16 protein-coding genes are annotated in these 25,214 nt (G+C 45.1%); 8 read left to right on the top strand and 8 right to left on the bottom strand.

The window, feature by feature from the left end; translation table 11 throughout:
• The first annotated feature begins 12 nt into the window (after positions 1-12).
• Positions 13-1,572 carry a GAF domain-containing protein gene (locus ACFQ21_RS03340; RefSeq protein ID WP_377574826.1) on the top strand — a complete coding sequence of 520 codons (1,560 nt, stop codon included), beginning with the start codon at positions 13-15 and terminating at the stop codon, positions 1,570-1,572.
• A gap of 488 nt (positions 1,573-2,060) precedes the next feature.
• Here ACFQ21_RS03340 and ACFQ21_RS03335 read toward each other — a convergent pair whose 3' ends face one another.
• The gene (locus tag ACFQ21_RS03335) at positions 2,061-2,279 is read right to left on the bottom strand and encodes a hypothetical protein (RefSeq protein ID WP_377574823.1); all 219 of its coding nucleotides are present in this window, start codon (positions 2,277-2,279) and stop codon (positions 2,061-2,063) included.
• Between the two features lie 108 nt (positions 2,280-2,387).
• On the opposite strand from ACFQ21_RS03335, the gene ACFQ21_RS03330 reads away from it, so the two are divergent.
• Positions 2,388-3,245, top strand: a complete 858-nt coding sequence (locus ACFQ21_RS03330; RefSeq protein ID WP_377574820.1) for a mechanosensitive ion channel family protein — start codon at positions 2,388-2,390, stop codon at positions 3,243-3,245.
• Here the strand turns inward: ACFQ21_RS03330 and ACFQ21_RS03325 are convergent.
• From ACFQ21_RS03325 to ACFQ21_RS03315, 3 genes are all read right to left on the bottom strand, one after another.
• The gene (locus ACFQ21_RS03325) at positions 3,240-4,520 is read right to left on the bottom strand and encodes a response regulator (RefSeq protein WP_377574817.1); all 1,281 of its coding nucleotides are present in this window, start codon (positions 4,518-4,520) and stop codon (positions 3,240-3,242) included. The two genes, ACFQ21_RS03330 and ACFQ21_RS03325, sit on opposite strands and share 6 nt — an antisense overlap.
• Before the next feature lie 29 nt (positions 4,521-4,549).
• Positions 4,550-10,987: a HAMP domain-containing protein gene (locus ACFQ21_RS03320; protein ID WP_377574815.1), complete on the bottom strand. Its 6,438-nt coding sequence runs from the start codon at positions 10,985-10,987 to the stop codon at positions 4,550-4,552.
• A gap of 351 nt (positions 10,988-11,338) precedes the next feature.
• Positions 11,339-11,893 carry a type 1 glutamine amidotransferase domain-containing protein gene (locus ACFQ21_RS03315; protein ID WP_377574813.1) on the bottom strand — a complete coding sequence of 185 codons (555 nt, stop codon included), beginning with the start codon at positions 11,891-11,893 and terminating at the stop codon, positions 11,339-11,341.
• Between the two features lie 372 nt (positions 11,894-12,265).
• Between ACFQ21_RS03315 and ACFQ21_RS03310 the strand changes: the two genes are divergently transcribed.
• The 3 genes from ACFQ21_RS03310 to ligD all read left to right on the top strand — a co-directional run bounded on the left by ACFQ21_RS03310 (position 12,266) and on the right by ligD (position 16,240).
• On the top strand, positions 12,266-12,745 hold the full coding sequence (locus tag ACFQ21_RS03310) for a hypothetical protein (RefSeq protein ID WP_377574810.1): 480 nt from the start codon (positions 12,266-12,268) through the stop codon (positions 12,743-12,745).
• Positions 12,746-12,932: 187 nt separating this feature from the next.
• A complete protein-coding gene (gene ku, locus ACFQ21_RS03305) occupies positions 12,933-13,694 on the top strand; it encodes a non-homologous end joining protein Ku (RefSeq protein ID WP_377574806.1) in 762 nt (253 codons plus the stop codon).
• Positions 13,694-16,240: a DNA ligase D gene (gene ligD / locus ACFQ21_RS03300; protein ID WP_377574803.1), complete on the top strand. Its 2,547-nt coding sequence runs from the start codon at positions 13,694-13,696 to the stop codon at positions 16,238-16,240. Before ku ends, ligD begins: the two co-directional genes overlap by 1 nt.
• A gap of 29 nt (positions 16,241-16,269) precedes the next feature.
• Here ligD and ACFQ21_RS03295 read toward each other — a convergent pair whose 3' ends face one another.
• The 3 genes from ACFQ21_RS03295 to ACFQ21_RS03285 form a co-directional block, all read right to left on the bottom strand.
• The gene (locus ACFQ21_RS03295; protein WP_377574801.1) at positions 16,270-16,731 is read right to left on the bottom strand and encodes a hypothetical protein; all 462 of its coding nucleotides are present in this window, start codon (positions 16,729-16,731) and stop codon (positions 16,270-16,272) included.
• Entirely contained in the window at positions 16,731-17,465 is a 735-nt protein-coding gene (locus ACFQ21_RS03290; protein ID WP_377574798.1) for a DNA-formamidopyrimidine glycosylase family protein, read from the bottom strand. Before ACFQ21_RS03290 ends, ACFQ21_RS03295 begins: the two co-directional genes overlap by 1 nt.
• A gap of 63 nt (positions 17,466-17,528) precedes the next feature.
• Positions 17,529-19,070 carry an FAD-dependent oxidoreductase gene (locus ACFQ21_RS03285; RefSeq protein ID WP_377574795.1) on the bottom strand — a complete coding sequence of 514 codons (1,542 nt, stop codon included), beginning with the start codon at positions 19,068-19,070 and terminating at the stop codon, positions 17,529-17,531.
• Positions 19,071-19,294: 224 nt separating this feature from the next.
• On the opposite strand from ACFQ21_RS03285, the gene ACFQ21_RS03280 reads away from it, so the two are divergent.
• Complete coding sequence (locus tag ACFQ21_RS03280; RefSeq protein ID WP_377574791.1) at positions 19,295-20,080, top strand: SDR family NAD(P)-dependent oxidoreductase; 786 nt, start codon at positions 19,295-19,297, stop codon at positions 20,078-20,080.
• Positions 20,081-20,119: 39 nt separating this feature from the next.
• Here the strand turns inward: ACFQ21_RS03280 and ACFQ21_RS03275 are convergent, their stop codons facing one another.
• The gene (locus ACFQ21_RS03275; protein WP_377574788.1) at positions 20,120-21,337 is read right to left on the bottom strand and encodes a DUF763 domain-containing protein; all 1,218 of its coding nucleotides are present in this window, start codon (positions 21,335-21,337) and stop codon (positions 20,120-20,122) included.
• 154 nt (positions 21,338-21,491) lie between these two features.
• On the opposite strand from ACFQ21_RS03275, the gene ACFQ21_RS03270 reads away from it, so the two are divergent.
• Together ACFQ21_RS03270 and ACFQ21_RS03265 are read left to right on the top strand one after the other, a co-directional pair.
• Complete coding sequence (locus ACFQ21_RS03270; RefSeq protein ID WP_377574786.1) at positions 21,492-21,761, top strand: DUF6496 domain-containing protein; 270 nt, start codon at positions 21,492-21,494, stop codon at positions 21,759-21,761.
• A gap of 181 nt (positions 21,762-21,942) precedes the next feature.
• Entirely contained in the window at positions 21,943-25,200 is a 3,258-nt protein-coding gene (locus tag ACFQ21_RS03265; RefSeq protein WP_377574784.1) for a SusC/RagA family TonB-linked outer membrane protein, read from the top strand.
• The last annotated feature ends 14 nt before the right edge of the window (positions 25,201-25,214 follow it).

Genomic DNA, 25,214 nt, shown 5'->3' with positions numbered 1-25,214 from the left:
AATTATATAGTCATGAAAATAGTATCATTTGTAAGAAAAAAAAGCATTGTAGCGGTAGTCACCATTGTATCGCTGTTGCTCGTAATCAATGCAGTGCTGGTCTATCACAACAAAAATATTATAATAAGGAACACTGCTATCATTCATAAATCGGATGAAATCTCCAATCTTGTTGACCAACTGCTATCAGTGATGTTACACAACCTTGAAATGGGTATACGCGGATACGGTGTTACAAAAGATGTAAACATCCTTAGCCCGGCTTTGGACGCCATAAATGTGAAGGATAAAAGGTTCGATGCTATAAAAATAGCACTGGATAGTCAGCAGTATGATACGGCTCCGCTTGAAGAATTACGCAACGCGTATAGTGATTATATGGACTTTGTTCTGGAAATGAAGAAAATGATTGACCTGGACAGCACGCAGCGAGTTAAGGAAATGATGAAAGAGGATCGGGGACTACAGGTATTTCTGAAGTGGTGGGACGTAGGAAGAAAGATTCAGACCTACGAAAGAACTATAAAGGCTCAGGCAAACAGTGACTACAAGTCTGCTGTAAATAATAATTTATACCTGCAGGCATTTATTCTGTTGATTGGTTTGCCTACACTTGGCTATGTAGTCTACAAGTTACAAAGCGATGAACGACAGCGGCAGGCGTTGCTGCTGAACCTGGAGGAGAATAACCGCAAGTATATATTTGATCCCGGCACAACCATAGCAGCCGCTGATGCTGAACAGGTTATCGAGAACTCTATTGTAAATCTTCAGCAAGCGAGTCGGTTTATTGAAAACATAGCCGAAGGTAAATATACTGCCGAATGGGCGGGACTTAATGAAGCAAACGAGGATCTTAACAAAACAAGCCTTGCCGGAAGACTTTCCAACATGCGTGCGCAACTGGAACAGATGAAGCGTGAAGAAGAGCGCAGGTTATGGAGCAATGAAGGACTCACCAGATTTTCGGAGATCGTGCGCAATCATCAAAGTAATTTAGCAGAATTGACGAACGAGGTAATTCGCTTTCTTACGCAATACCTGGAAGCACAACAGGGTGGGCTGTTTGCGTTGCGCGAAGATGCAGCAGGTTCGTATCTGGAACTTTCTGCCTGCTATGCCTTCGATAAAAAGAAGTTTGTAGAACGCCGAATAGATATTGGTGTAGGACTTGTCGGACAGGCATACCTGGAGGGAGAAACAATGTTGCTCACAAAATTACCGCAGGGATATACCTATATAACATCCGGTATGGGCGAAGCAACACCAGGCTGCCTGGTAATTGTTCCGATGAAGCATAACGATAAAATTGAGGCGATTGTAGAAGTAGCGAGTCTCACAAAGTTAGAGGACTATAAAATAACATTTCTTGAAAAAGCAGGTGAGTTTGTAGCGTCAGCCTTGCAGGGAGTACGTACTACAGAGAAGATGCAGGAGTTGCTTTTGACTTCTCAACGACAAGCCGAAGAGATGCGTGCTACCGAAGAAGAATTGCGTCAAAACCTGGAAGAGCTGCAGGCAACACAAGAGGCCATGATTCGTAAACAGGAAGAACTGGACCGCGAAGAGTAAGCAGAGACAAATACCTTTTCCAAAATCGACTCTTCAACGATGATGGGACTCGTAAAAACGGACGCTGCCGATATATACTTTGATAAGAAGAATAAACGCATTATTCAACCCTGCCTTCGCGATGGTGCTATTTTGCAGTATTTGATCAAGTAGGACTGCTGACGATAGCTTTTATGTCAGGAAGTATGTTACAGCGGGATGAGGTATAGTATATAGGCTTGTATATTTCTCAAATTCAAAGCCGTCATTACGTTCGCTTTGAGGCTTTGAATTTGAGTTAGATGTCAGCAATAATTCATTTCAATTAAATTGTCTCCATCTACAGCCCAGCACCGAATGTTATATTTTAACATCAGCGGGATAAATGAATCAGGATTAAATAATCCTGGCAATTCATAGCTATATTTATATTATATGTTGTTAACCCTTAATAAAAAAGCAGTTGTTATAATCACAACTGCTTTTTTATAGAATAAATTGTATCCTGTCTATTCCACTCTCTTATTAAGCACAGGCTTTTTGCGCGGCTGTTCTTCTTTCGATTTTCCATCTTTCGATAGTGACCCCGGTGTGTAAATTTCTTCCACCGTGGTTTCATCAGCAAGATTTTCCTCACTTCTTGCAATCTGTTCATCAATTACAGGCGAAGTGTTGAGTGTATTATCGGGGCTGAACGCCCGTGTGGTTGTTCTTCTTGTAGTTCTCATGATGTTCTATATTTGTTTGTACAGAATAGGGCAAAAAATTATGCCTTGAGTGGATGATGGTATTAAATTTATAACACGTATTTGTTCTCACTATAAAATTATAACGTCATGAGTGACTGGATCAATCTCGTTCAGGACAAGCTACTGCGCTGGTGGGTATATCTCATCAAGATGTTGCCAAACTTTGCACTGGCTGTTATTGTACTGCTGCTGTTTATTTTTGCTGCACGTCTGGCGCAGCGGTTATCTCATAAATTTTTTATGAGCGTCTCCAAGAGTGAATCCATCAGTGGACTGGTATCCGGTATACTATATTCACTGGTAATCATCTTTGGAATCATGACGGCCCTGCAGATCATGCAACTTGACAAGGCGGTGTCTTCATTGTTGGCGGGTGTTGGCATTATCGGACTTGCTCTTGGTTTTGCCTTCCAGGATCTGACAGCCAACTTTATATCCGGTGCGTTCATCGCGTTCAAGCGACCGTTTGATATAGGACATACCATTGAGACCAACGGTTTTACCGGAACGATACAGGAGATTCGCCTGCGGTCTACGACACTGCGTACCTACGCGGGCCTGCACGTGATCATCCCAAACAAAGATATATTTCAGAAGCCTATCATTAATTACTCGCTTACTGAAGAACGAAAGGTAGAGCTGGAGTTTCAGATTGTGAATACGATTGATCTTGATTTTATATCCAATCGTATTAAAGATGCGTTGGAGAAAGCGGCTTCAGGCGATACGATCCGTAACATCGAAGTATATTTTTCAGCAATAGCCGATCCGAAGATACAGGTGTATATATCGTTCTGGACAAGCAATAATCATCCGCAGGAATTTATGAAGGCCAGACACCACGCGATACTGGCCATCTACAACGTGTTTGCAGAAAGTAAAATATATACCGTTCAGTTCCCGGACAAAAAAAGCGGTGAACCGGTGAAACAGCCGGCATCATGAATTGGAGACTACAACAGGGGATTTTTCGTGAACGACAGCTTCGCGGGTTTCCACCGGAAGTGATACCATAAATGTAGAGCCTTCACCGGCTTTACTGAGCACAGATATATTTCCTTTGTGGTGCTCGGCTATTTTCTTGCAGAGCGCCAGACCTATACCTGTACCTTCGAGTTTTGCTTCGGTGTGAAGGCGCTTGAACATGCCGAATACTTCTTCCGCATATTTCTGATCGAAGCCCATGCCATTGTCTTTTACCAGTATGCGGCAATACTTATGGTAGGGCGGTACACTAGGCTGTCCGTTGGTTGCCCAGTCGAAGGAGATGGTAATTACAGGAGGTACATCTTTCTTGCAATACTTCAGCGCATTGTTGATGAGGTTGTGAAAGAGCAAGCGGATAAGCCCCGGATTACCATAAAGCAATGGATATTTATCAGTGGTAATCTGGGCGTGTTTGTTTCGTATCTCTTCGTCCAGTTCGCCCAGAATATCACTGATGATAATGTTTATATCCGTGGATGTAAACTCGCGTGTATCTTCTGAAATCTTCGAGAAGGTAAGTATATCACGGATGAGCGATTGCATGTGCTCGGCTGATTTCTGAATGCGTTCAAAATCAGCTTTACCACTGTCATCCAGTGAATCTTTATACTTCATGAAAAGCTTGTTGGCAAAGAGCCTGATCTTGCGCAGTGGTTCCTGCAAGTCGTGAGACGCCATGAATGCAAAACGATCCAGTTCCTTATTCACAGACTGAAGCCGTTCTATATTTACCAGTAGCTCCTGGTTCAGTTGCTTTACTTTTTCCTCGGAGGCTATACGTTCCTTTACTTCATTCTCCAGGCTCTTGTTGGTGGCAATCAGTTTCTGTTCCTGTACTTTCAGCTCGTGTGTTTTTTTATACAAGTCTACGAGCACGGAAACCTTCGCGCGCAGTACATCTGCATTGATGGGTTTGAAAAGATAGTCTACAGCACCAGCCTGGTAACCTTTGTACATGTTCTCATCACCGAAGTTGTTGGCCGTTATAAAGATGATGGGTATATGCTTCAGTCTATCACGCTCATAGATGAGTGATGCCGTTTCAAAACCATTCAGGTTCGGCATCTTCACATCCATGAGTATCATGGCGAAATCAAATTCAGAGAGCAGTATCTTCAGTGCTTCTCTTCCAGACCTGGCCTTGACAAAATGATAACCATTGGGTTCCAATATACTTTCAATAGAAAGCAGGTTGTCCTCGCGATCATCAACGAGTAAGATCTTTGGTTGCATGGAGCAAAAATATTTACCAATATAAAAAATTACTTACAGAACCATAATCGCATCAGTGACAGCAGTTGATCGATCTTCACAGGCTTTGTAATGTAATCGGAAGCTCCTGCCTCAATACATTTCTGCCGATCGCCTTTCATGGCTTTTGCAGTAACAGCAATGATCGGCAACGAACTGTTCTTGTGTTCGCGTCTGATCTTTTGCGTTGTCTCATAGCCATCCATTTCCGGCATCATAATATCCATCAGCACCATTTCTATTTTCGGGTTGTCATTCAAAATCTGAATAGCATCCTTACCACTTTCGGCCGTGATTACGTTTATATTGTAGCGCTCAAATACGGTAGTCAATGCAAACAGGTTTCGTACGTCATCATCTACTACCAGTATATTTCGTCCGCTCAGTATATCTTCTTTGTTACGGATGTTTTCGACAATGCGTTTTTTCTCACGCGACAGATCTTTGTGATTAATGTGCAGGTGCGCGATTGTTTCTTCCAGTAATTGCTCGATGGAATTAGCGCTCTTCAGAATTACAGCATTTGAATTCTGATTGAGCTGATTCATCTCAGACTTCGAGAATTCCCGTGCGGAGTAAACGATCATCGGTGTGAGTTTCTTTTTCGTCTGCGTTATCTTACTCACAATTTCCGGTCCTGATATATCCGGCAATGTATAGTCCAGGATAATGCAATCCGGATCTTCCGCCTTGATCATTTCCAGCGCAGCTGTACCGGTGGAAGCGATGCTTACCTGCATGTTAACATCCTGAACAATCTTGGCAATCTGTGAAGAGTCGATCTCGTTGTCTTCCACCACCAGTATTCGCTTGATATCGCGCTGGTTATAGGTAGCGATATCCTTGAACAAGTCGTCCAGAGCTGTGTTGTCCAATGGCTTCAGCAGGAAACTGCGGGCACCACGTTTCAATGCCAGTGCTTTATTTTCTTCACCGGAGATTACGTGGATTGGTATATGACGATAGTTGAGATCATTGCGTAACAGGTCGAGCACTTTCCATCCGCTCGTTGCCGGTAATTTTACATCCAACGTAATGGCTACTGGCGCAAAGCGGTTGATGAAGTCGAACACCTCCAGGTAGTTCGTGGCAATAATTCCTTTCAAGCCAACTTCGTGTGCTTTGTCAATGATGATCTTTCCGAAACGGTAATCATCTTCCACAATCAACACCACTTTATCATTGGGTTGAACATGCGTACGGTCGTCACCGGCCTCGTTGATCATCTCATTTACAATCTCCATACCGCCTCCGCGATTATCAACACCATCTTTGGTTACGCGCAATGTGCTGAGTAATGAATCAATGTTACCATCATTATCACTCAATTGCATTTGCTCGATGGCCTTGAGGTTCTTGGAAGTTTCGAGGGTTGCTATATTTGGAACGCTGTCTACCGGCAGGAACAAAGTAAATGTACTTCCTCTGCCCGGTGAACTGTCGAGTTCAATGGTACCGCCTAAGAGTTCGGCAAGACCACGGCTGATGGACAATCCCAAACCGGTTCCACCATATTTACGACTGGTAGAACCTTCTGCCTGCTGGAAGGCTTCGAAGATGATCATCTGTTTCTCCTGCGGTATACCTATACCGGTATCACTGATGGAGAAAGCAATAACTTTTTTCGCATTGTCCAGATTCTGGTTGCCCGGTTTCCAATTGCGTTTCGCATCATATATACTCAGGCTTACTTCACCTTTCTCGGTAAACTTGAATGCATTGGACAACAGGTTTTTCAGGATCTGGTTGAGTCGTTGTATATCCGTTTCCATCGCACTCGGCAACGCTGAATCCATTTCAATTCTGAATTTAAGGTTGCGTGCTTCGGATATAGGCTTAAATGTAGTTTCAACAAAGGACGCAATTTCCCCAAGCGGAACAGGGGAGATGTTGGTTGAAATAAATCCTGATTCGATTTTGGAAAGGTCGAGAATATCGTTGATCAACTGGATCAAGTCATCACCACACGAGTGAATTGTCTTCGCATAACGAATCTGTTTCTCGTTCAGGTTACCTTCTGCATTTTCATAGAGTTGCTGTGCAAGAATGAGCAAGCTGTTGAGCGGTGTACGCAACTCGTGCGACATGTTCGCGAGAAATTCGGATTTGTATTTCGAAGTAAGTGTAAGCTGCTCTGCTTTTTCTTCGAGCGACTTGCGGGCTTCTTCTACTTCCTTGTTCTTCGCTTCCACTTCTTCTTTCTGTTTTACCAGCAGCAATGCTTTATCCTGGAGCTCATCGTTTGTTCTGCGCAACTCGCCTTGCTGTACTTTCAATTCACTCGCCAGGGATTGCGACTGGGTAAGAAGTTCTTCCGTACGTGTATTCGCTTCGATCGTGTTCAACACGATACCGATACTTTCGGTTACCTGTTCCAGGAAGTCGATGTGGGTTTCATTGAATGCTTCGAGTGATGCGAGCTCGATTACCGCTTTCACATCGTTCTCGAACAACACCGGCAGGATGATCAGGTTGGAAGGTTTCGCTTTACCCAAACCGGAACTGATCTTGATATACCCTTGTGGTATATTGGTAAGTAATATTTTTTCTTTTTCAAATGCGCATTGCCCTACAAGACCTTCCCCTATGGCAAATTCTTTCGGCACTGTTTTTTCATCTTTATAGGCATACGCAGAGAAGAGCTGCAATTTCACATTTGAAGTTTCCTCATCCTGTTTCAGAATATAGAATGCACCGAAGTGAGCATTCACCACTTGCGCCAATTCGGAAAGTATACGTTTCGATACCGTATCGAGATCGCGTTGTCCCTGCAACATCTGCGTAAACTTCGCGAGGTTTGATTTGAGCCAGTCCTGATCCTGGTTACGCAATGTAGTTTCGCGCAGGTTGGTGATCATCTGGTTGATCGTATCTTTCAACGCCTCGAGTTCACCTTTCGCATCCACACGAATGGTTCGCGTCAAGTCACCTTTCGTTACGGCTGATGCCACTTCCGATATAGAACGCACCTGTGTAGTAAGATTCGCTGCGAGCTGGTTAACGTTCTCGGTCAAATCTTTCCATGTACCCGATGCACCCGGTACACTTGCCTGACCACCGAGTCGCCCTTCAACACCCACTTCGCGCGCCACCGTTGTTACCTGGTCTGCGAACACCGCGAGTGTATCAATCATCTCGTTGATCGTATCGGTCAACTGTGCTAATTCTCCCAATGCGTTGATGGAAAGTTTCTGCTTCAAATTACCTTTCGCAACAGACGTCACAACTTTTGCTATACCACGCACCTGGCCGGTAAGGTTCGATGCCATCTGGTTTACAGAGTCTGTCAAATCTTTCCATGTACCCGCCACACCACGTACTTCAGCCTGTCCTCCAAGTTTACCTTCGGTACCAACTTCACGTGCCACACGCGTTACTTCAAATGCAAATGAGTTGAGCTGCTCCACCATCGTGTTCACCGTATTCTTCAACTCCAACATTTCACCGCGCACGTCCACGGTAATTTTTTTGGACAAGTCTCCGTTCGCCACCGCGGTTGTTACACCCGCTATATTTCGCACCTGGTCAGTGAGGTTACCGGCCATCTGGTTTACGGAGTCAGTCAAATCTTTCCATGTACCTGCTACACCGGGCACGAATGCCTGTCCACCCAGTTTACCTTCAGTACCCACTTCACGCGCCACACGCGTTACCTCTGATGCAAAACCACGAAGCTGGTCCACCATGGTGTTCAGCGTTTCTTTCAACTGCAAAATTTCTCCGCGTACGTCCACGGTAATTTTCTTGGACAAGTCACCGTTCGCTACGGCCACCGCTACGTTCGCTATATTTCGGATCTGTGCAGTAAGGTTACCCGCCATTTGATTCACAGAGTCAGTCAAACCTTTCCATACACCACCAACACCTTTCACCGTTGCCTGTCCACCCAGTTTACCTTCGGAACCCACCTCACTCGCCACACGCGTTACCTCGGATGCGAATGAGTTTAGCTGATCCACCATCGTGTTGATGGTGTTCTTCAACTCCAACATTTCACCTTTCACGTCCACGGTAATTTTCTTGGACAAGTCTCCTTTCGCCACCGCGGTTGTTACCTCTGCTATATTTCGCACCTGGTTTGTCAGGTTATCCGCCATCTTGTTTACCGAATCTGTCAAGTCTTTCCACGTACCACCTACACCAGGTACATCGGCCTGACCACCGAGCTGACCTTCGGAACCTACTTCGCGTGCCACACGCGTTACTTCCGAACCGAAGGAGTTGAGCTGATCCACCATGGTATTGATAGTGTTCTTCAACTCCAACATTTCTCCGCGTACATCCACCGCGATCTTTTTGGACAAGTCTCCTTTTGCCACCGCGGTTGTTACCTCTGCTATATTTCGCACCTGGTTGGTAAGGTTCGATGCCATCTGGTTCACGGAGTCCGTCAAATCTTTCCATGTACCACCAACACCCGGTACGTTTGCTTGTCCACCGAGCTGCCCTTCAGAACCCACTTCACGCGCCACACGTGTTACCTCGGAAGAGAATGAGTTGAGCTGATCCACCATGGTATTTATAGTGTTTTTCAACTCCAACAATTCTCCCTTCGCATCCACGGTAATTTTCTTGGACAAGTCACCGTTCGCCACCGCAGTTGTTACCCCCGCTATATTTCGCACCTGACCTGTTAAGTTCGATGCCATCTGGTTTACCGAATCGGTGAGATCTTTCCATACACCACCGACACCTTTCACCGTTGCCTGTCCACCCAGTTTACCTTCCGTACCTACTTCAAGTGCCACACGTGTTACTTCCGAACCGAACGAGTTGAGCTGATCCACCATGGTATTTATAGTGTTCTTCAACTCCAACATTTCACCGCGCACGTCCACGGTAATTTTCTTGGACAAGTCACCGTTCGCCACCGCGGTTGTTACCCCCGCTATATTTCGCACCTGACCTGTTAAGTTCGATGCCATCTGGTTTACGGAGTCAGTAAGATCTTTCCATATACCCCCTACACCTTTTACTGTTGCCTGTCCACCGAGTTTACCTTCCGTACCAACTTCAAGCGCCACACGTGTTACTTCCGAACCGAAGGAGTTGAGCTGATCCACCATGGTATTTATAGTGTTCTTCAACTCCAACATTTCTCCACGCACGTCCACCGTAATTTTTTTGGACAAGTCACCGTTCGCCACAGCAGTAGTTACACCGGCTATATTTCGCACCTGGTTGGTAAGGTTACCCGCCATCTGGTTTACCGAGTCCGTCAAGTCTTTCCATGTACCACCTACACCGGGTACATCAGCCTGTCCACCGAGCTGCCCTTCCGAACCCACTTCACGCGCCACACGTGTTACCTCGGAAGAGAATGAGTTGAGCTGATCCACCATCGTGTTTATAGTGTTCTTCAACTCCAACAGTTCTCCTTTGGCATCCACAGTAATTTTCTTGGACAAGTCACCTTTCGCCACCGCGGTAGTTACCCCTGCTATATTTCGCACCTGGTTGGTAAGGTTACCCGCCATCTGGTTTACCGAGTCGGTGAGATCTTTCCATACACCACCAACACCACGCACCGTTGCTTGTCCACCGAGTCTTCCTTCCGTACCTACTTCAAGCGCCACACGCGTTACCTCGGAAGAGAAAGAGTTGAGCTGATCCACCATCGTGTTGATGGTGTTCTTCAGCTCCAACATTTCACCTTTCACATCCACAGTAATTTTCTTCGAGAGATTACCGCGTGCTATAGCTGTCGTTACTTCCGCTACATTTCGTACCTGGTTGGTAAGGTTACCGGCCATCTGGTTTACCGAGTCGGTGAGATCTTTCCACACGCCATCGACACCTTTTACTTTCGCCTGTCCACCAAGTTTACCTTCCGAACCCACTTCACGTGCCACACGCGTTACCTCCATGGAGAACAGGTTCAACTGCTTCACCATGTCGTTTACTTCTTTCGCGATGCGCGCAAATTCACCTTGCAATACGTGACCACCAATTTCCTGCGGCATCTCCTGCGAGAGATTTCCTTTTGCAACAGAACTGATTACGTGCGCGATTTCTATCGTTGGGTGTACAAGGTCGGAGATCAGGACATTGAGTGAGCTTACACCACTGGCCCATGAACCTTTTGCATTGGGTAAATCGATGCGTTGCGTAAGTTTACCTTGCTTACCGATAGTGTTACCGGCACGCATAAACTCCTGCATCATTTTTTCGTTCATCGAAATGATGTCGTTCAGTGTATCGCATATTTTACCACTGATACCAACCTGGTCGAACGGCATGCGCACTGAAAAATTTCCATTGCGTACTTCTGTTAATACACGAAGCAGTTCACGATTATCGAGGATACCCATGAACTGTTGGTATTGATCTTCATTTATAGTATAGCGTGTAGGAGCTTTCTTTTTCCCGGCAGATTTAGGAGGGGAAATTACAGCAACATCATCACCATTCTTCGAAGATGAATGAGTTGTCTTCGTTTTTTTGCCCATGAGGTAGAAATTTTGAAATAACAATTTACTGGAGAAATCTTCACAAATACACGCGTGTAGAAATTAAAAAAAAGAATTTGTTAAAAAAATTATATGAACGTGCATAACGATGCGGAATAACTTCTACAGGGTATAGTGAAATGTATATTTAAAAAAGCATGCCAATGCGGAGTATAGTATATCGTGCTATAGTGGTAGCGTTGTGTGGAGATGTAAGCTATGAGCTACGAGGAAGGTTAGCTGCTGGCTTCTGGCTACAAGAGGTGTTATCTGCTTGTTGCATTTTTTCCTGTAGCCAGTAGCCAGAAGCCCTATATATGCCTCGCGCAGCTCATAACTCAAAGCTCGCAGCTATTCCTGGTGTACACCTTCTGCGAATTCTTCTACCATTTTTCGACAGAATGCAGGTAGGTCCTTTGGGCTCCTGCTGGTAACTAAACCGTTGTCAACTACCACTTCTTTGTCAACCCAGTTGGCACCGGCATTGATGAGATCGGTGCGGATAGAAGGGTAGGATGTTACTTCCCGTCCTTCCAAGAGACCTGTCTCAATCAACGTCCACGGACCGTGACATATAGCTGCTATAGGTTTATGCTCCTGCAGAAATGCAGTTACAAAATTTACAGCATCCTTGTTTACACGAAGCTGATCCGGATTGAGTACACCGCCTGGTAACACCAGGGCATCATACGACTGCGCGTTTACTTCGCTTACAGTTTTATTGACATCATATTCTTTGCCCCAGTTTTTTTCAGCCCATGCCTTGATCTTTCCTTTTTGCAATGAGACAACATCCACGTGCGCACCAGCTTCTTTCAAGGCTTTGATCGGTTCTGTAAATTCGGATTCCTCAAAACCATTTGTTGCGAGCACAGCTACTCTTTTATCTCCCAGTTTTGTCGCCATAATTTTTTTGGTTTTAGTGAAGCTGTGCGTGGACGAAAAAACTATACCGGAGGGAGGGGTGATGCAATGGAACAGGCGTGCAGACGCAACGTTTAAAACAGCCGCTAGCTGTAGTTTGATTCCCGTAGCGAAACCGTTTTTGCTGGCAGCGCTATATTCTCTTAGCTTGTAACGCGTGGCGAGTTTTTCATGCAGCTAGCAGCCTGTAGCCCTTGTATTGCTTCTCGAAGCTCAAAGCTCGCGGCTCGCAACTGTTTTTGGACAATCATTTCTACAAACCCAAACCCCGCCTTCAGCATTATCGCTCTAAACGGTGTAAAACTCTCGGGCACGAAATTTTACGGTATGCTTCGCTACAACCCTCGCTAATTTATGCATACACTTTGGACAGGAACTCTGGAATTTGGCCTGGTTAATATTCCTTTTAAAATTGGTTCAGTAAGTTTCAGTCCGGGTGCTGATTCTCCGGCACTCGCCAAGGGAAATATAATTCGCATTGAAGACTTTTTGCTGAAAGATGAAGTGCATCTTCCTTCGCCTTCGTCCGATACTACTTTTCAGATACAACCGGAAGATACGGGACTGCATGCCTTTGATATCTTTCGTCATGGCCTCATTCGCAATAATAAAGTGGCCTTTGGGACTTTCAATGCATTGGACAACAATCGCGCCTGTTGGTTGCACGCTACCGATACTACGGTTTGGTTTCACCTCGGTGATGAGGTGCGCGATGCAGAACAGTTGAACCGGTATATCAATTTCAGAAAGAGAATCAAGCAAAAACAACTTCCTAAAAAAACTTTCAATTCTACGGTGAGACAGCTACTCGCGGGACAGATCAGAATTTTCTGAGGTATATAATTCTTTAAAGCAAACAATCCATTATCCCCCCTCTCAGGAGCAGGACGCAAGTCCTCTCCGAGAGGGGTATATTTTTTATGCTGGCACATTATTTATAACACTGTGTGCAGAAGCTATGCACGTACGTACTATTGTACGTGCGCGTAGCATCAGCATGTATCATCAAACCCGTTTTAAAATGAAAGCAATATGGACAGGTGCTATAGGTTTTGGTCTGGTAAATATACCTGTAAAATTATATAGTGCCACACAGCAAAGTGATCTGGATCTTGATCTGCTTGACAAGAAAGATCACGCCAATATAAAATTCCAGCGCGTTAATAAAGAAACCGGTAAAGAGGTAACGTGGGCCAATATCGTGAAGGGCTATAAATACAAAGGTGAATACGTTGTACTCGATGATAAAGACTTTGAGCGGGCGAGTCCGAGGAAAAGCAGGATGATCGAGATCACTGACTTTGTACAGGAAGATGAGATCGACCCGGTATATTATGAGACACCGTATTACCTGGAGCCGGAGCGTTCGGGGTCCCGCGCGTATAGCCTGTTGCATGACGCACTTGTAAAAAGTGAAAAGGCTGCCGTGGGAAGTTTTGTATTGCGAAGTAAAGAACACTTGTGTGTATTGCGCGCCAGCGATAAAGTAATTGTATTGAACCGGATACGTTTCGCTGAGGAGATTCGCGATACATCCGAGCTGAAATTACCAGCCGGCAGGCCTAAGGCAGCAGAGTTGAAGATGGCACTTTCGCTGATCGACCAGCTTACAGGTCCGTTCAAAATAGATAAGTTTAAAGATACCTATACCGGTGAATTGCGTAAATTGATCAAGGCAAAAGCTACCGGTAAGAAAGCAGACTACCCGAAACTGAAAGTAACACATCGTAAATCGACAGACCTGATGTCGCAGCTTAAGGCGAGTCTTAAACGTGCATCATAATGAGTCTACAGGTATATACCCGCAAGCGTAATTTCGCGCATACACCCGAGCCTTCCGGCAAAGCAAAAAAGAAATCTGCTGCGCTTACTTTTGTCGTGCAGCGACATGATGCTTCGCGACTTCACTATGATTTTCGATTGCAGGTTAACGGTGTCTTAAAAAGCTGGGCTGTACCGAAAGGTCCTTCGATGAATCCCAATGACAAGCGACTTGCAGTTATGGTGGAAGATCATCCGCTGGCCTATGGAAATTTTGAAGGCGAAATTCCTGAAGGTAATTATGGTGCCGGTACCGTAGAGATATGGGATCATGGCACATACCAACCGGAAGAAGAAGCATCGGATCTCGATAAAACAATGATGCAGGAGTTGAAGAATGGCTCCCTGAAATTTATACTCTATGGCGAAAGGCTGAAAGGTTCTTTTGCATTGGTAAAGATGAAGAATGGTGATGGCAAGAACTGGCTGCTCATCAAGCATCGCGATGAGTATGCAACGGATGAGTATGATATAGAACAAGAGTCTAAAGTAAAACGTAAATCCAGGAGCAGTAAAGATAAAAGCACTTCATCTGATATATCGGTGCCGCGTTCTGTACGATCCTCAAAGGAGAAGGTAACAGACTATATTAAGCCCACCATGGCCTATACGCGTGAGGAGCCTTTTAATGATGAAGACTGGATCTTTGAAATTAAATGGGACGGTTATCGCGCAGTAGCAGAAGTGGGTAAGAAGAACATCAGGTTCTATTCGCGGAACGGTTTGTCATTCGAAAGACTATATCCCGCGATAGCAGAAGAGTTGAAAAAGATTAAAGATGATGTTGTGCTGGACGGTGAGGTTGTTGTGCTTGATAAGAATGATCGTCCGAGTTTTCAAAAGCTGCAGCACTATAGTGAGAATCGTTCATTGCCGTTGGTATATTACGTGTTTGATTGCCTGCGGTATAAAGGAAAAGATATAACGGACCTGCCGTTGCTTGAGCGGAAGAAGATAGCCGCACAGGTGTTGCCGCCAGGTAATGTATTGAAATATTCCGACCATGTTGCTGCCGATGGAAAGGCTTTCTTTGAACATGCTGTGAAGCTCGGCCTCGAAGGTATAATCGCGAAACGCGCAGAAAGTACATATGCCGTTGGAAGAAGAACGTACGACTGGCTCAAGATAAAAAATCACAATACACAAGAGGCTGTTATAGCGGGCTATACCGAGCCGCGCGGCAGCAGAAGTTATTTCGGTGCGTTGGTGCTGGCCATGTATCAGAAAGGTAAATTGAAATATATAGGACACACCGGCACAGGCTTTACTGAGAAGATACTGAAGGATGTGTTCAAAACGCTGCAACCGGATGTTCGCAAGACATCCCCGTTCGATACGAAAGTACCCATCAATGCACCGGTAACGTGGGTGGATCCTAAGCACGTATGTGCTATCAAATATACCGAAGTAACGGATGATGGAATTTTGAGACACCCTGTGTTCATGGGATTACGGATTGATAAGAAAGCTAAAGAAGTAGATCACCTGGACGTGGAAGTAGCATCAGACAAAAACACAAAGACAAAAGTGAAAAAGACAGTTGCCCGGAAGCCAGCAGCTAAGAAAGTTGCCAGGCGGAAAGCAAGTGGTAAGCCAGAAGCCGACAGCGGTATAGTAAAGGTGCAGGGACACGAACTGAAGTTTACACACCTCGATAAAATATACTGGCCAGACGAAGGTATTACCAAAGGGGAAGTGATTGAATATTATAACAGCATTCATAAATACATTCTTCCTTACCTGAAGGACAGACCGCAATCACTCAAACGAAATCCCAATGGTATAGCGGATAAAGGCTTCTTTCATAAAGATGCCGGTGATGCCGCTCCGGAATGGGTGGATAGTATAGAACTATATTCAGAGAGTGCCGACAAGGAGATTGACTATATCCTCTGCAACAACAAGGCAACGTTGTTATACCTGAATAATCTCGGTTGCATTGAAATCAATCCGTGGAATTCGCGTGTAAAGAGTTTGGACAATCCTGACTATCTCATCATGGATATAGATCCTTCTGAAAAAAGTACGTTTGACGAGGTGATTGATGCGGCCCGGGTTATTAAAGATATACTGACCAAAGCCGGTGCGGCTTCGTTTTGTAAAACGTCTGGTGCATCGGGTCTGCATGTATACGTACCGTTGGGCGCGAAGTATGATTATGAACAGGCGCGTTCGTTCGCGGAGATTGTTGCCACACTGACGATGGAGCAATTGCCCGACACGACTACGATGGAACGTTCACTCAATAAACGCAAGAATAAAATATACCTGGATTACCTGCAGAACAAACGCGGACAAACACTGGCTTCGGTATATAGTCTGCGTCCGGTGCCGGGTGCGACTATATCTACACCGCTCGATTGGAAAGAAGTAAAGCGTGGATTGTCACCTGCACAGTTTACCATGAAGACGCTACCGAAGCGATTGGACAAAAAAGGCGATCTGTTCAAAGGCGTGTTGAAGAAAGGGATTGATATGGCGAAGTGCCTGAAGAAACTGGAAGGTTGACGTGTCTATGTGGGTACGTGTGTTGGTGTTTAGGTTAGGAGTTGAAGAGTCGCCCAGACGCCCGCACCAAAGAAGATGTGTCCGACAAGGATGGATGGGATATAGTCTTTCAACGGTACGGCTGGTGGGTTGGGGTGGATGGCGAAAAAGATGCGCCATACGATAATGCCGACAATGCCGCTGATGAAGCCATAGAGTACACAGGTTATGAAATCTGGTTTTCCGATTCCATTTGTCCAGAGTAAATAGTAGATCACAGAGAATATAATACCCACCAGGTAATGTCCCAAAATCCCAACCACAACAGCAGAGCTGTGTTCGGAGGTTTCTTTATCGGGAGTAGTTTGAAATGTAAGCATGGTGCCCAATATCTTTACCACTTTCAATCGCTTGTGTGTAATGTACGACACCAGGTATATAAATGCTGTCATCAAGGCTGTTCCTCCGATACCCGCTACTATAGCGGTTAATATATTCATGTTCTGTTGCATTATGTATATAGTTTTTGGCAGATGTCACAGTAGAAGGTTCTTCGATTTGTTTTTCCGAGGTATTCCTTTTTCAGTGGGACTTTATCTCTCGGACAAGTACGCTTGGTGTGTGCCAGCCAGTGTTTCTTCAATTCAAACTTTTTCTTCCATTCCAGGAAATCAAAGCTATAGTTTACCACTTCGGTAACCAGTAACTTCTTTTTAGCGGGCGGTAATTTTCCGATGTAGCTTAGAGGATGAATGCGCGTACGGAACAATACTTCATTCTTGATGATGTTCCCGGAACCTGAAAATATACTTTGATCCAGCAGCGCATCGCATGCCAGCATTTTGGGATTTGCCTTCAGTTTGTTCAGGGCCTGATCAGCATCCCAATGTTCATTCATTACATCGGCTGTCCAATCGTATACTTCGTTCAGCGGTGCTTCGATGAGGTCGAGTGCGCAGGCGTAGAAGTTTAATTCTCCCCTGGAAAACTGAAGGTGCAGACGCGGGGTAGCATCTTTCTGTTCGTTGATCCGATAGCTGCCAAAGAGCAGAAAATGTACTCTGACTGTGAACCTGGGAAAGCAAATTAAAAAGTGTTTGCCCCAGCTTTTAAAGTCTGTAATCTTTTTTCCTTTCAGACGTGAGGCATCAAACTTTCGCGTGCTGCCATTGACGTCAGTAACTTTCTTCCCTTTAAATGCCTGAACGGCTTCTTTCAAAATAACGATGGATGGTCCTTCCGGCATTGTCGAAGTATATATACCATGCGGTATAACTCATTACGAGTATACTGCATAGAAGTGCGTTGCTTACTTTTCTTTTTCGGAGAGTGTACGAAGCTCAACCGGCTCCAGGTCACGCGTGGCCGGGCCGGTAAATACTTTACCATCCGGAGAGTATCGTGCCCCGTGACATGGACAATCCCAGGTTTGTTCTGCGAGGTTCCAGGCTACACTACATTTCATGTGGGTGCAGGCCGGTGACACGGCATGCAGGGAACCATCGCTGTCTTTTGATACGGCAATCACTTCACCGTTAAACTTCACAACCTTACCTTCACCTTGCGCGAGGTCGGCCATGCTTTCCAGTTCCCCGGTGGTAAACCATTTGCCAATGAATTGTTTCGCTACATCGGTGTTGTGCTCAATGAAATCTGCAAAGCCAGCAATCGGCTTGATACGTGTAGGCGAGAACAGGTCGCCATATATACTTTCATTCTTTGTAACAAGCTCGTTTAATACGATGGCAGCCACACTGCTATAGGTCATGCCATTGCCGCCGAAACCGGTTGCTACATATACATTGTGCGAGTGTCCAGGAAGGTGACCGATGTACGGTAGCCCATCCGTTGATTCAAAATATTGTGATGACCATTGATAGCTGATTTCACTCACATCAAAATACCTTCTGACGTGACTCTCCAACTGTCGGAAACACTTTTCTGTGTTCGGCTCGTGACCGGTTTTGTGATCTTCTCCTCCGGCAATCAGGTATTTTTCACCATCAACTACCTGCGTGCGATAGTAATGGTAAGGATCATACAGATCATAGATGAGACCATCCGGATAGTTACCGCTCTTCAGCTTTATGGCCATGGCGTAGCTTCTCCAAGGGGAGCAGCGCAGGTGCAGTAAATTTATAGTAGGCGGTATATGTGTAGCGTAAATTAATTTCAATGCTTTGAATGATGCTGACTCTGCTTCGATCTGTATCATGTCATCATCTTCGTTTGCATGCGTTACACGGCAATATTGGACAATGGTTCCGCCCAGCGCTTCAAATTGTTTAGCCAGTGCATAAACATACTTCATCGGGTGGAATTTAGCCTGCTCTTCTACCCGGATAGCTTTTTCAAAAGGTATAGGAACGGGGATGCTAAAAATCGGCTCGAGTTTGAGACTTGCTTTTTCAGAAGCCTCTGCGATATCATCCAGTTCTTTGGATTGTTTGTCATCCTGCGAGAATAAGAAAGCAGATGCTTCTTCAAATTCACAATCAATCCGGTAATCCTGTATGTTTCGTTTGATCAGGTTGACAGCTTCACGGGTAGCCTGTACCACCAGTCGCGCGTTGTCCTCTCCGAAGTTTTTTGAAATCGTAGTATACGGGGTGTCAAGCAATGTGTTGATGTGAGCTGTTGTACCACCGGTTGTTCCAAACCCTATATTATGTGCCTCCAGTAGGAGGCAGTTTAAACCACTCTTCTGCAATAACAATCCGGTAGATATACCCGTGATTCCCCCACCCACAATCACAGCATCGTATATAAGTGTTGACGATGCTTTACGTTGTGTTTCATAAACCGGCATATCCTGCCACAGACTTACATAAGCTCCATCTCGTGTGATCATAACTTTATGGTTTTTAGCCAGAGTGAATAAATTTTGCTGCCAGCCGGATCGAAGTTTCATTGGGGATAATTTATACTGAACACGTTGTTGTATGAACTACCGTGGGGTATACACTCCCCAAAACGCAAATATTTTAAGTGGATCACATATAGCAGCGGAATGATTTTTGGACATGATACTTTACTCATTGATCATTAACAACGTTGATGCTAAACCAAAACAATATGAGAGATTATGACACGGTCCTGATTACAGGAGCCACGAGTGGCATCGGGTATGAGCTTGCCAAACTATTTGCAGCGGATAAATATAACCTGGTAGTGGTGTCGCGATTTGAACGTACACTGCATGAAGTCGCAGAACAATTTCATGCGCTGGGAGCACCGAACGTTTTTCCTGTTGTGGCCGATTTGTCTATAGCAGGCGCTGCTGCGAATATATACCAGCAAACCAGGTTGCAGGGTATGGAGGTAAATATACTGATCAATAATGCAGGAGCAGGCGAACACGGTTTGTTTTGTGAGACAAGCATTGAACGCGATCTGTCCATCGTTCAGTTAAATGTTTCTTCCATGATACACCTGACGAAATTATATGCATGTGATATGTTGCGACAGAAACGCGGACGCATTCTTCAACTCGCTTCGATTGCATCCTATCAGCCTACACCATTACTGTCGGTATATGCTGCTACCAAAGCTTTTATACTTTCGTTTACGGATTCGCTCATTAATGAACTGGAGGGAACCGGTGTAACAGTTACGGCTCTGATACCGGACCCAACGCGTACAGACTTTTTCAGAAAAGCTCATGCGGCCCAGACGAAGGTGGCTCAGAATGATCTTGCTGACCCTGCAGATATCGCGCGTATCGGGTATGAAGCTTTGCTGCAAGGTAAACATCATGCAGTAACCGGATCATCGGTAAAGGCTGATGTTATTATGAGTAATATACTTTCCCGTGAATCGGTTGCTTCGCGCGCAAGAAAGCAAATGGAAATAGTGTCGTAGTGATAGTATAGATATAGGGTAACGCGAAGCTGATAAAAATCAGAATAGCTTTAACTGCTGATTCTTTTTGGGAGGGGGAGGCACGGCTTTACCAAATACGGTGCGACCTTCGTATTTCCACGATTCTTCACGTTCTTTCTCGATCACTGCATCCAGGTTTGTATTCGGTATAAAGTCTTTCTCGGCACGAATCGAAAGATCCGAAAGACTTTTTATGGCCTGTTGTTTATCGCTTTCTCCAAGCTTGGCCTTATCAACCGCTGTTCGGAGTGTCGCGATAGTCTCATCGTATACTTTTACAGGTACAGGAAATGGATGACCATCTTTACCACCATGCGCAAATGAAAAACGAGCCGGATCTTTAAAACGTGAAGGCGTTCCATAAATAACTTCGCTCACTAATGTTAATGACTGCAGTGTCCGCGGGCCAAGTCCTTCGAGTAACAATAATTCTTCAAAATCTTTGGGTTGCTTTTCATGCGCGAGCCAAAGTATACTTCCCAGTCGTTTAATGTCTACATCTTTTGCTTTTACTTCATGATGCGAAGGCATTATGAGCTGACGTATTTCTTTCAGCATGCGCTCAGGTGATTCATGCGCCATCTCCATCAGGCTCGAACGCGTAGGAGAAGCTTCGCGTGCCACCATGTTCAGTATATTTCCCTGGTTCTCTCCGCAGATCGATGCATGCGGCTCTTCGACAAAAGAAGTAAGTGAAGCCGAATGCCAATGATACCTTCGCGCAGTTGTACTCATCGGACTCATGCCTTGTTGTACCACAGCCCATTGTCCTTCGCTGCTCACGATAAAATTATGAAGATATAGTTGAAAACCATCCTGCACAGCGGTGTTATCAACCTTTGCACTAAGCTTGCTGCAGCGTGCGAGGAAGTCACCATCAAGCCCGGTATATTCTCCAACCTTTAACAATTCAGCAGGTGTCTCACGCGAGGTTTTCCCTTTACCACCACATATATAGATTCCCAGTTCTTTCGCATGCGGATTTATAGCACGCTTCAATGCACCCATCACCGAAGTAGTTATACCGGAAGAATGCCAGTCCATTCCCATCACGCAACCCAGACTCTGAAACCAGAACGGATCACTAAGTCTTCGCAGTACTTCCGCTTTACCATACTCAGTTATAATTGCTTCCGTAATCGCGAGACCAAGTCTGCCCATACGCTCCGCGAGCCACCGCGGAACATGTCCGTAATGTAAAGGAAGATCTGCCGTACCCGAACGCCTCAAGCTCATGGAGAATTGTAAAATTGGAAGATTACAAGATTACAAAATTAGAAATTGAAACATGGCTATACCGGAAACTAATCTTCCAATTTTAAAATTTTTCAATCTTCCAATCCACCCGAACGGCACGGATTTTTAGCCCCGAGAATCTAAAAAAAACGCTATGGCAAAATACTCAAAGTCCGCGCAGAAAAAAGTGGCGAAAGTAATGCGCGAGAAAAAAGCAGGCACGTTGAAGAGCGGCCGCAGTGGAAGGAAAGTAACCAGTCGCAAACAAGCAATTGCCATTGGTTTATCAGAAGCGAGACGAGCAGGTGCTAAAGTTCCGAAGAAAGGAGCAAAGAAGGCGGGCAGGAAAGCAGCAAAAAAAGGAGCGAAGAAATCAGCGCGCAAAGGCGCTAAGAAAACGGCAAAGAAAAGCAGAAAGCGATGAGATAAGGTTTACAAATACGTTGTGTATAACCGAGTTGTTTGATAGGATCCTGGACATTACGCCCAGGATTTTTTTGTATTGTCTCATTTCTTTTTGAATGTGACTGAAATCTTTTTTTGTCACGAACTGTCACACCTTTGATAGAGCTGCATCCAATCCTCTTAAAAAATATCCAAAATCTATGAAGAGGATTTTACAGATTGTATTGCTGGGCCTCTGCGCACTGGCTGGTGGTACCAGCGTTGCGCAAGACCGGACTGTTACCGGAAAGGTAACATCCGCAGAAGATGGCCAGGGAGTGCCCGGAGTAAATGTACTGGTGAAAGGTACAACCGTTGGCTCTGTTACTGATACCGATGGTAACTATACCATTGCGTTGCCTGCCGGAAATACCGTATTGGTATTTTCATTTATTGGTTTTAAGTCGCAGGAGATTGAAGTGGGCGATCGTACGGCAATAGACGTACCGTTGCAACCCGATTTTCAGCAACTGTCGGAAGTGGTTGTTACTGCGCTGGGTATTGAGCGTAATGAAAAATCATTGTCCTATTCGGCACAGCAGGTAAAGGCGGATGAAAAACTTCGCATCACGCGCGATGCAGATCTCAACTCAACGCTGGCCGGTAAAGTTGCCGGTGTACAGGTGTTGAATCAATCCGGGGCAAAGCTCGGTTCTGCTGCTACCATTCGTATTCGCGGTTCGGCTTCTCTTACCGAGAAGAGTCCGCTCTATGTAATTGACGGAACCCCCGTGAATAATTTTGAGCGCGGTGCCCGTGGTGTTTCTCCGGTTGATCTCGGTATAAATATGGATGATGTAGAGTCCATTTCAATTCTGAAAGGCCCCAACGCTACAGCACTTTATGGACAACGTGGTGATGCCGGTGTTGTACAGATCACCACCAAGCGTGGTCGTAAAACCAAAGGTATAGGACTTGAACTGAACAGTACAACAACCTTTGAAGAAGTAAATATACTACCGAGTTATCAGAATACGTACGGTGGCGGAGGTAGTTCTGATTTCAGAACATTTACTTATAACGCGGGTGTGCACCCGGCAGAATGGGCTGCGCTCGATGGCAAGAAATATCACGATTATTCAGACGATGCTTCGTGGGGACCGAAGATTGATGGCTCTGAATATATACCCTGGTATGCATGGTATCCCGGTACAGCGTATTCTTTCAAAACAGCCAGGTATACTGCACAGCCTGATAACGTACGTGACTACTATGAAACCGGTAAAACATTCAATAATAATATAAACTTCAGTAAATCCGGTGAAGGATATTCTGTACGTGTATCCTATACCAACCTGAAGCAAACCGGTATACTTCCCAATACAAGCCTGGATCGTAACTATATATCTACACAAAATTCGGCAGACCTCGGTCGCTATGTTACCATTGGCTCGAATATCAATTATACAAACGAAGTGGTGTTCGGTAATTTTGATGATGATTACTCCAACTATAGCGGAGCAGGTTCTTTTAACCAATGGTTTCATCGCGACCTGGATATGAGCAAACTCAAAGAGTTGCGTAATTTCAAAACGCCTACGGGAGCACTGGCAAGCTGGAATCACACCAATCCGACTTCGTCCACAACATTTTCGTCTCTGAATTTTAACCGTGGTAATTACTGGTATAATCCATATTCCTATATGGACTATATTAACTTCACCACCAAGCGCGATCGCTTATTCGGAGATGTAAATCTGACGGTTAAACTTAACGAACATTTCCGTGTGCAGGGTTTCTTCCGCAGAAATCAGTTGTCTTCAAACTATGAAGATAAAACACCGGACATCATCGAGCGAAGTGTAGCACAGACAAATGCTCAGGCCGCCTATAGCACCGGCCAGACATCCAACATTGAAAATAACTATGAGTTCCTGGCTAGCTATAACCAGGTGGTAGGTGATTTTGATATCGATGTAAATATAGGGGGTAACATCCGGCAGAACTCCTATAAAGATGTGCGCATCGCGACCAACGGAGGTCTAGTTGTGCCCGATCTTTTCATTGTCTCAAACTCCAAAGGAGCGTTGAATTACTATAACTACCGCCAGAATAAAACGGTGAGAAGTTTGTACGGAAGAGCATCCGTTGGCTATAAAGATTTTGCCTTCCTGGAATTCACAGCGCGCAACGACTGGAGCTCTGCATTGCCGGCCGATAACAACTCATACTTTTATCCTTCGGTGGGTGGATCGTTTGTGTTCAGCGAACTTACCCAAACTGTGCTTCCATTTCTCTCATATGGTAAGCTTCGCGGCAGCTGGGCACAGGTTGGCTCAGACATGGATCCCTACCAGCTATACTTAACGTACCCGGTAGATCAGATCCAGTTCGATGGAAATATACTCATGACAACTCCGGACTTGTTAACGAACGCTAACATCAAACCTTCACTTTCGTCTGCGTATGAAATGGGTTTTGATCTGAAGTTCCTGAACAACCGTGCCGGTGTCAGCTTTACATACTATAAAGAAGTAAAGAAGAATGAAATCCTGAATGTAGACATCAGTACTGCCAGTGGATTCTCTGACAAGGTGATCAACGCAGGTCGTGTAGAGCGTAATGGTATTGAGATTCTCCTTGAAGGAACTCCGGTAAGTACACGTTCATTTGAATGGAATATAGGTATAAATCTGGCGCGCAATAACTCGCGAGTGATTGAACTGGCAGACGGTATAAATACCATCAATGCTACCACTCCTGGATACGATGTGTCCGATTACTTTGATTTTGTATACCTCGTGAACAAGACGGATTACGATGGAGGCAGCAATAAATGGGGACAACTGCGCGGTACGGGTATACGCAAGATCAACGGTCAGCCGGTACTGAATGACAATGGTACTTATCAGACAGAGAACGATGTGTTCTTCGGTTCCGTGCTTCCCGATTTCACGGGTGGTATCGTTAATAATTTTACCTATAAGGATTTCTCACTGGCCGTAGCGATCGACTTTCAACGCGGTGGTAAATATTTCTCATTGTCTAATCTGTGGGGTGAGTATTCAGGATTGCTGTCTCAAACCGCAGCAACTAACAGCAACGGTAAGAATGTGCGGGATGCAGTTGCAGAAGGCGGTGGTGTACATGTAACCGGTGTAAATGAAAACGGTGAGCCTGTGGCGTACGATGTAGAGGGCTATAATTACTTCCACCAGTTTGTCGATCACAGTATACTGGACAATTCTGTATTCGATGCTTCGTATGTGAAGTTACGTGAGATAAGTCTGGGCTATAAAGTGCCGCTCAAGAGCCGCGTGTTGCAGAACCTTACGTTCTCGGTGGTAGCGCGTAATCCATGGCTTATTTATTTGTCCAACCGGAACATCGATACGTCCGAACTTTCACAGCGCTGGGGCGAGAATGGACAGCAGCCAGGTACACGTTCACTCGGTTTTAATATCAAAGCATCGTTCTGATACAATCATATTAT

The organism is Ohtaekwangia kribbensis (genome assembly GCF_042676245.1).
Lineage (GTDB): Bacteria > Bacteroidota > Bacteroidia > Cytophagales > Cyclobacteriaceae > Ohtaekwangia > Ohtaekwangia kribbensis.
The sequence above is the reverse complement of the archived record's forward strand: the minus strand, read 5'-3'. Positions and strand labels throughout refer to the sequence as shown.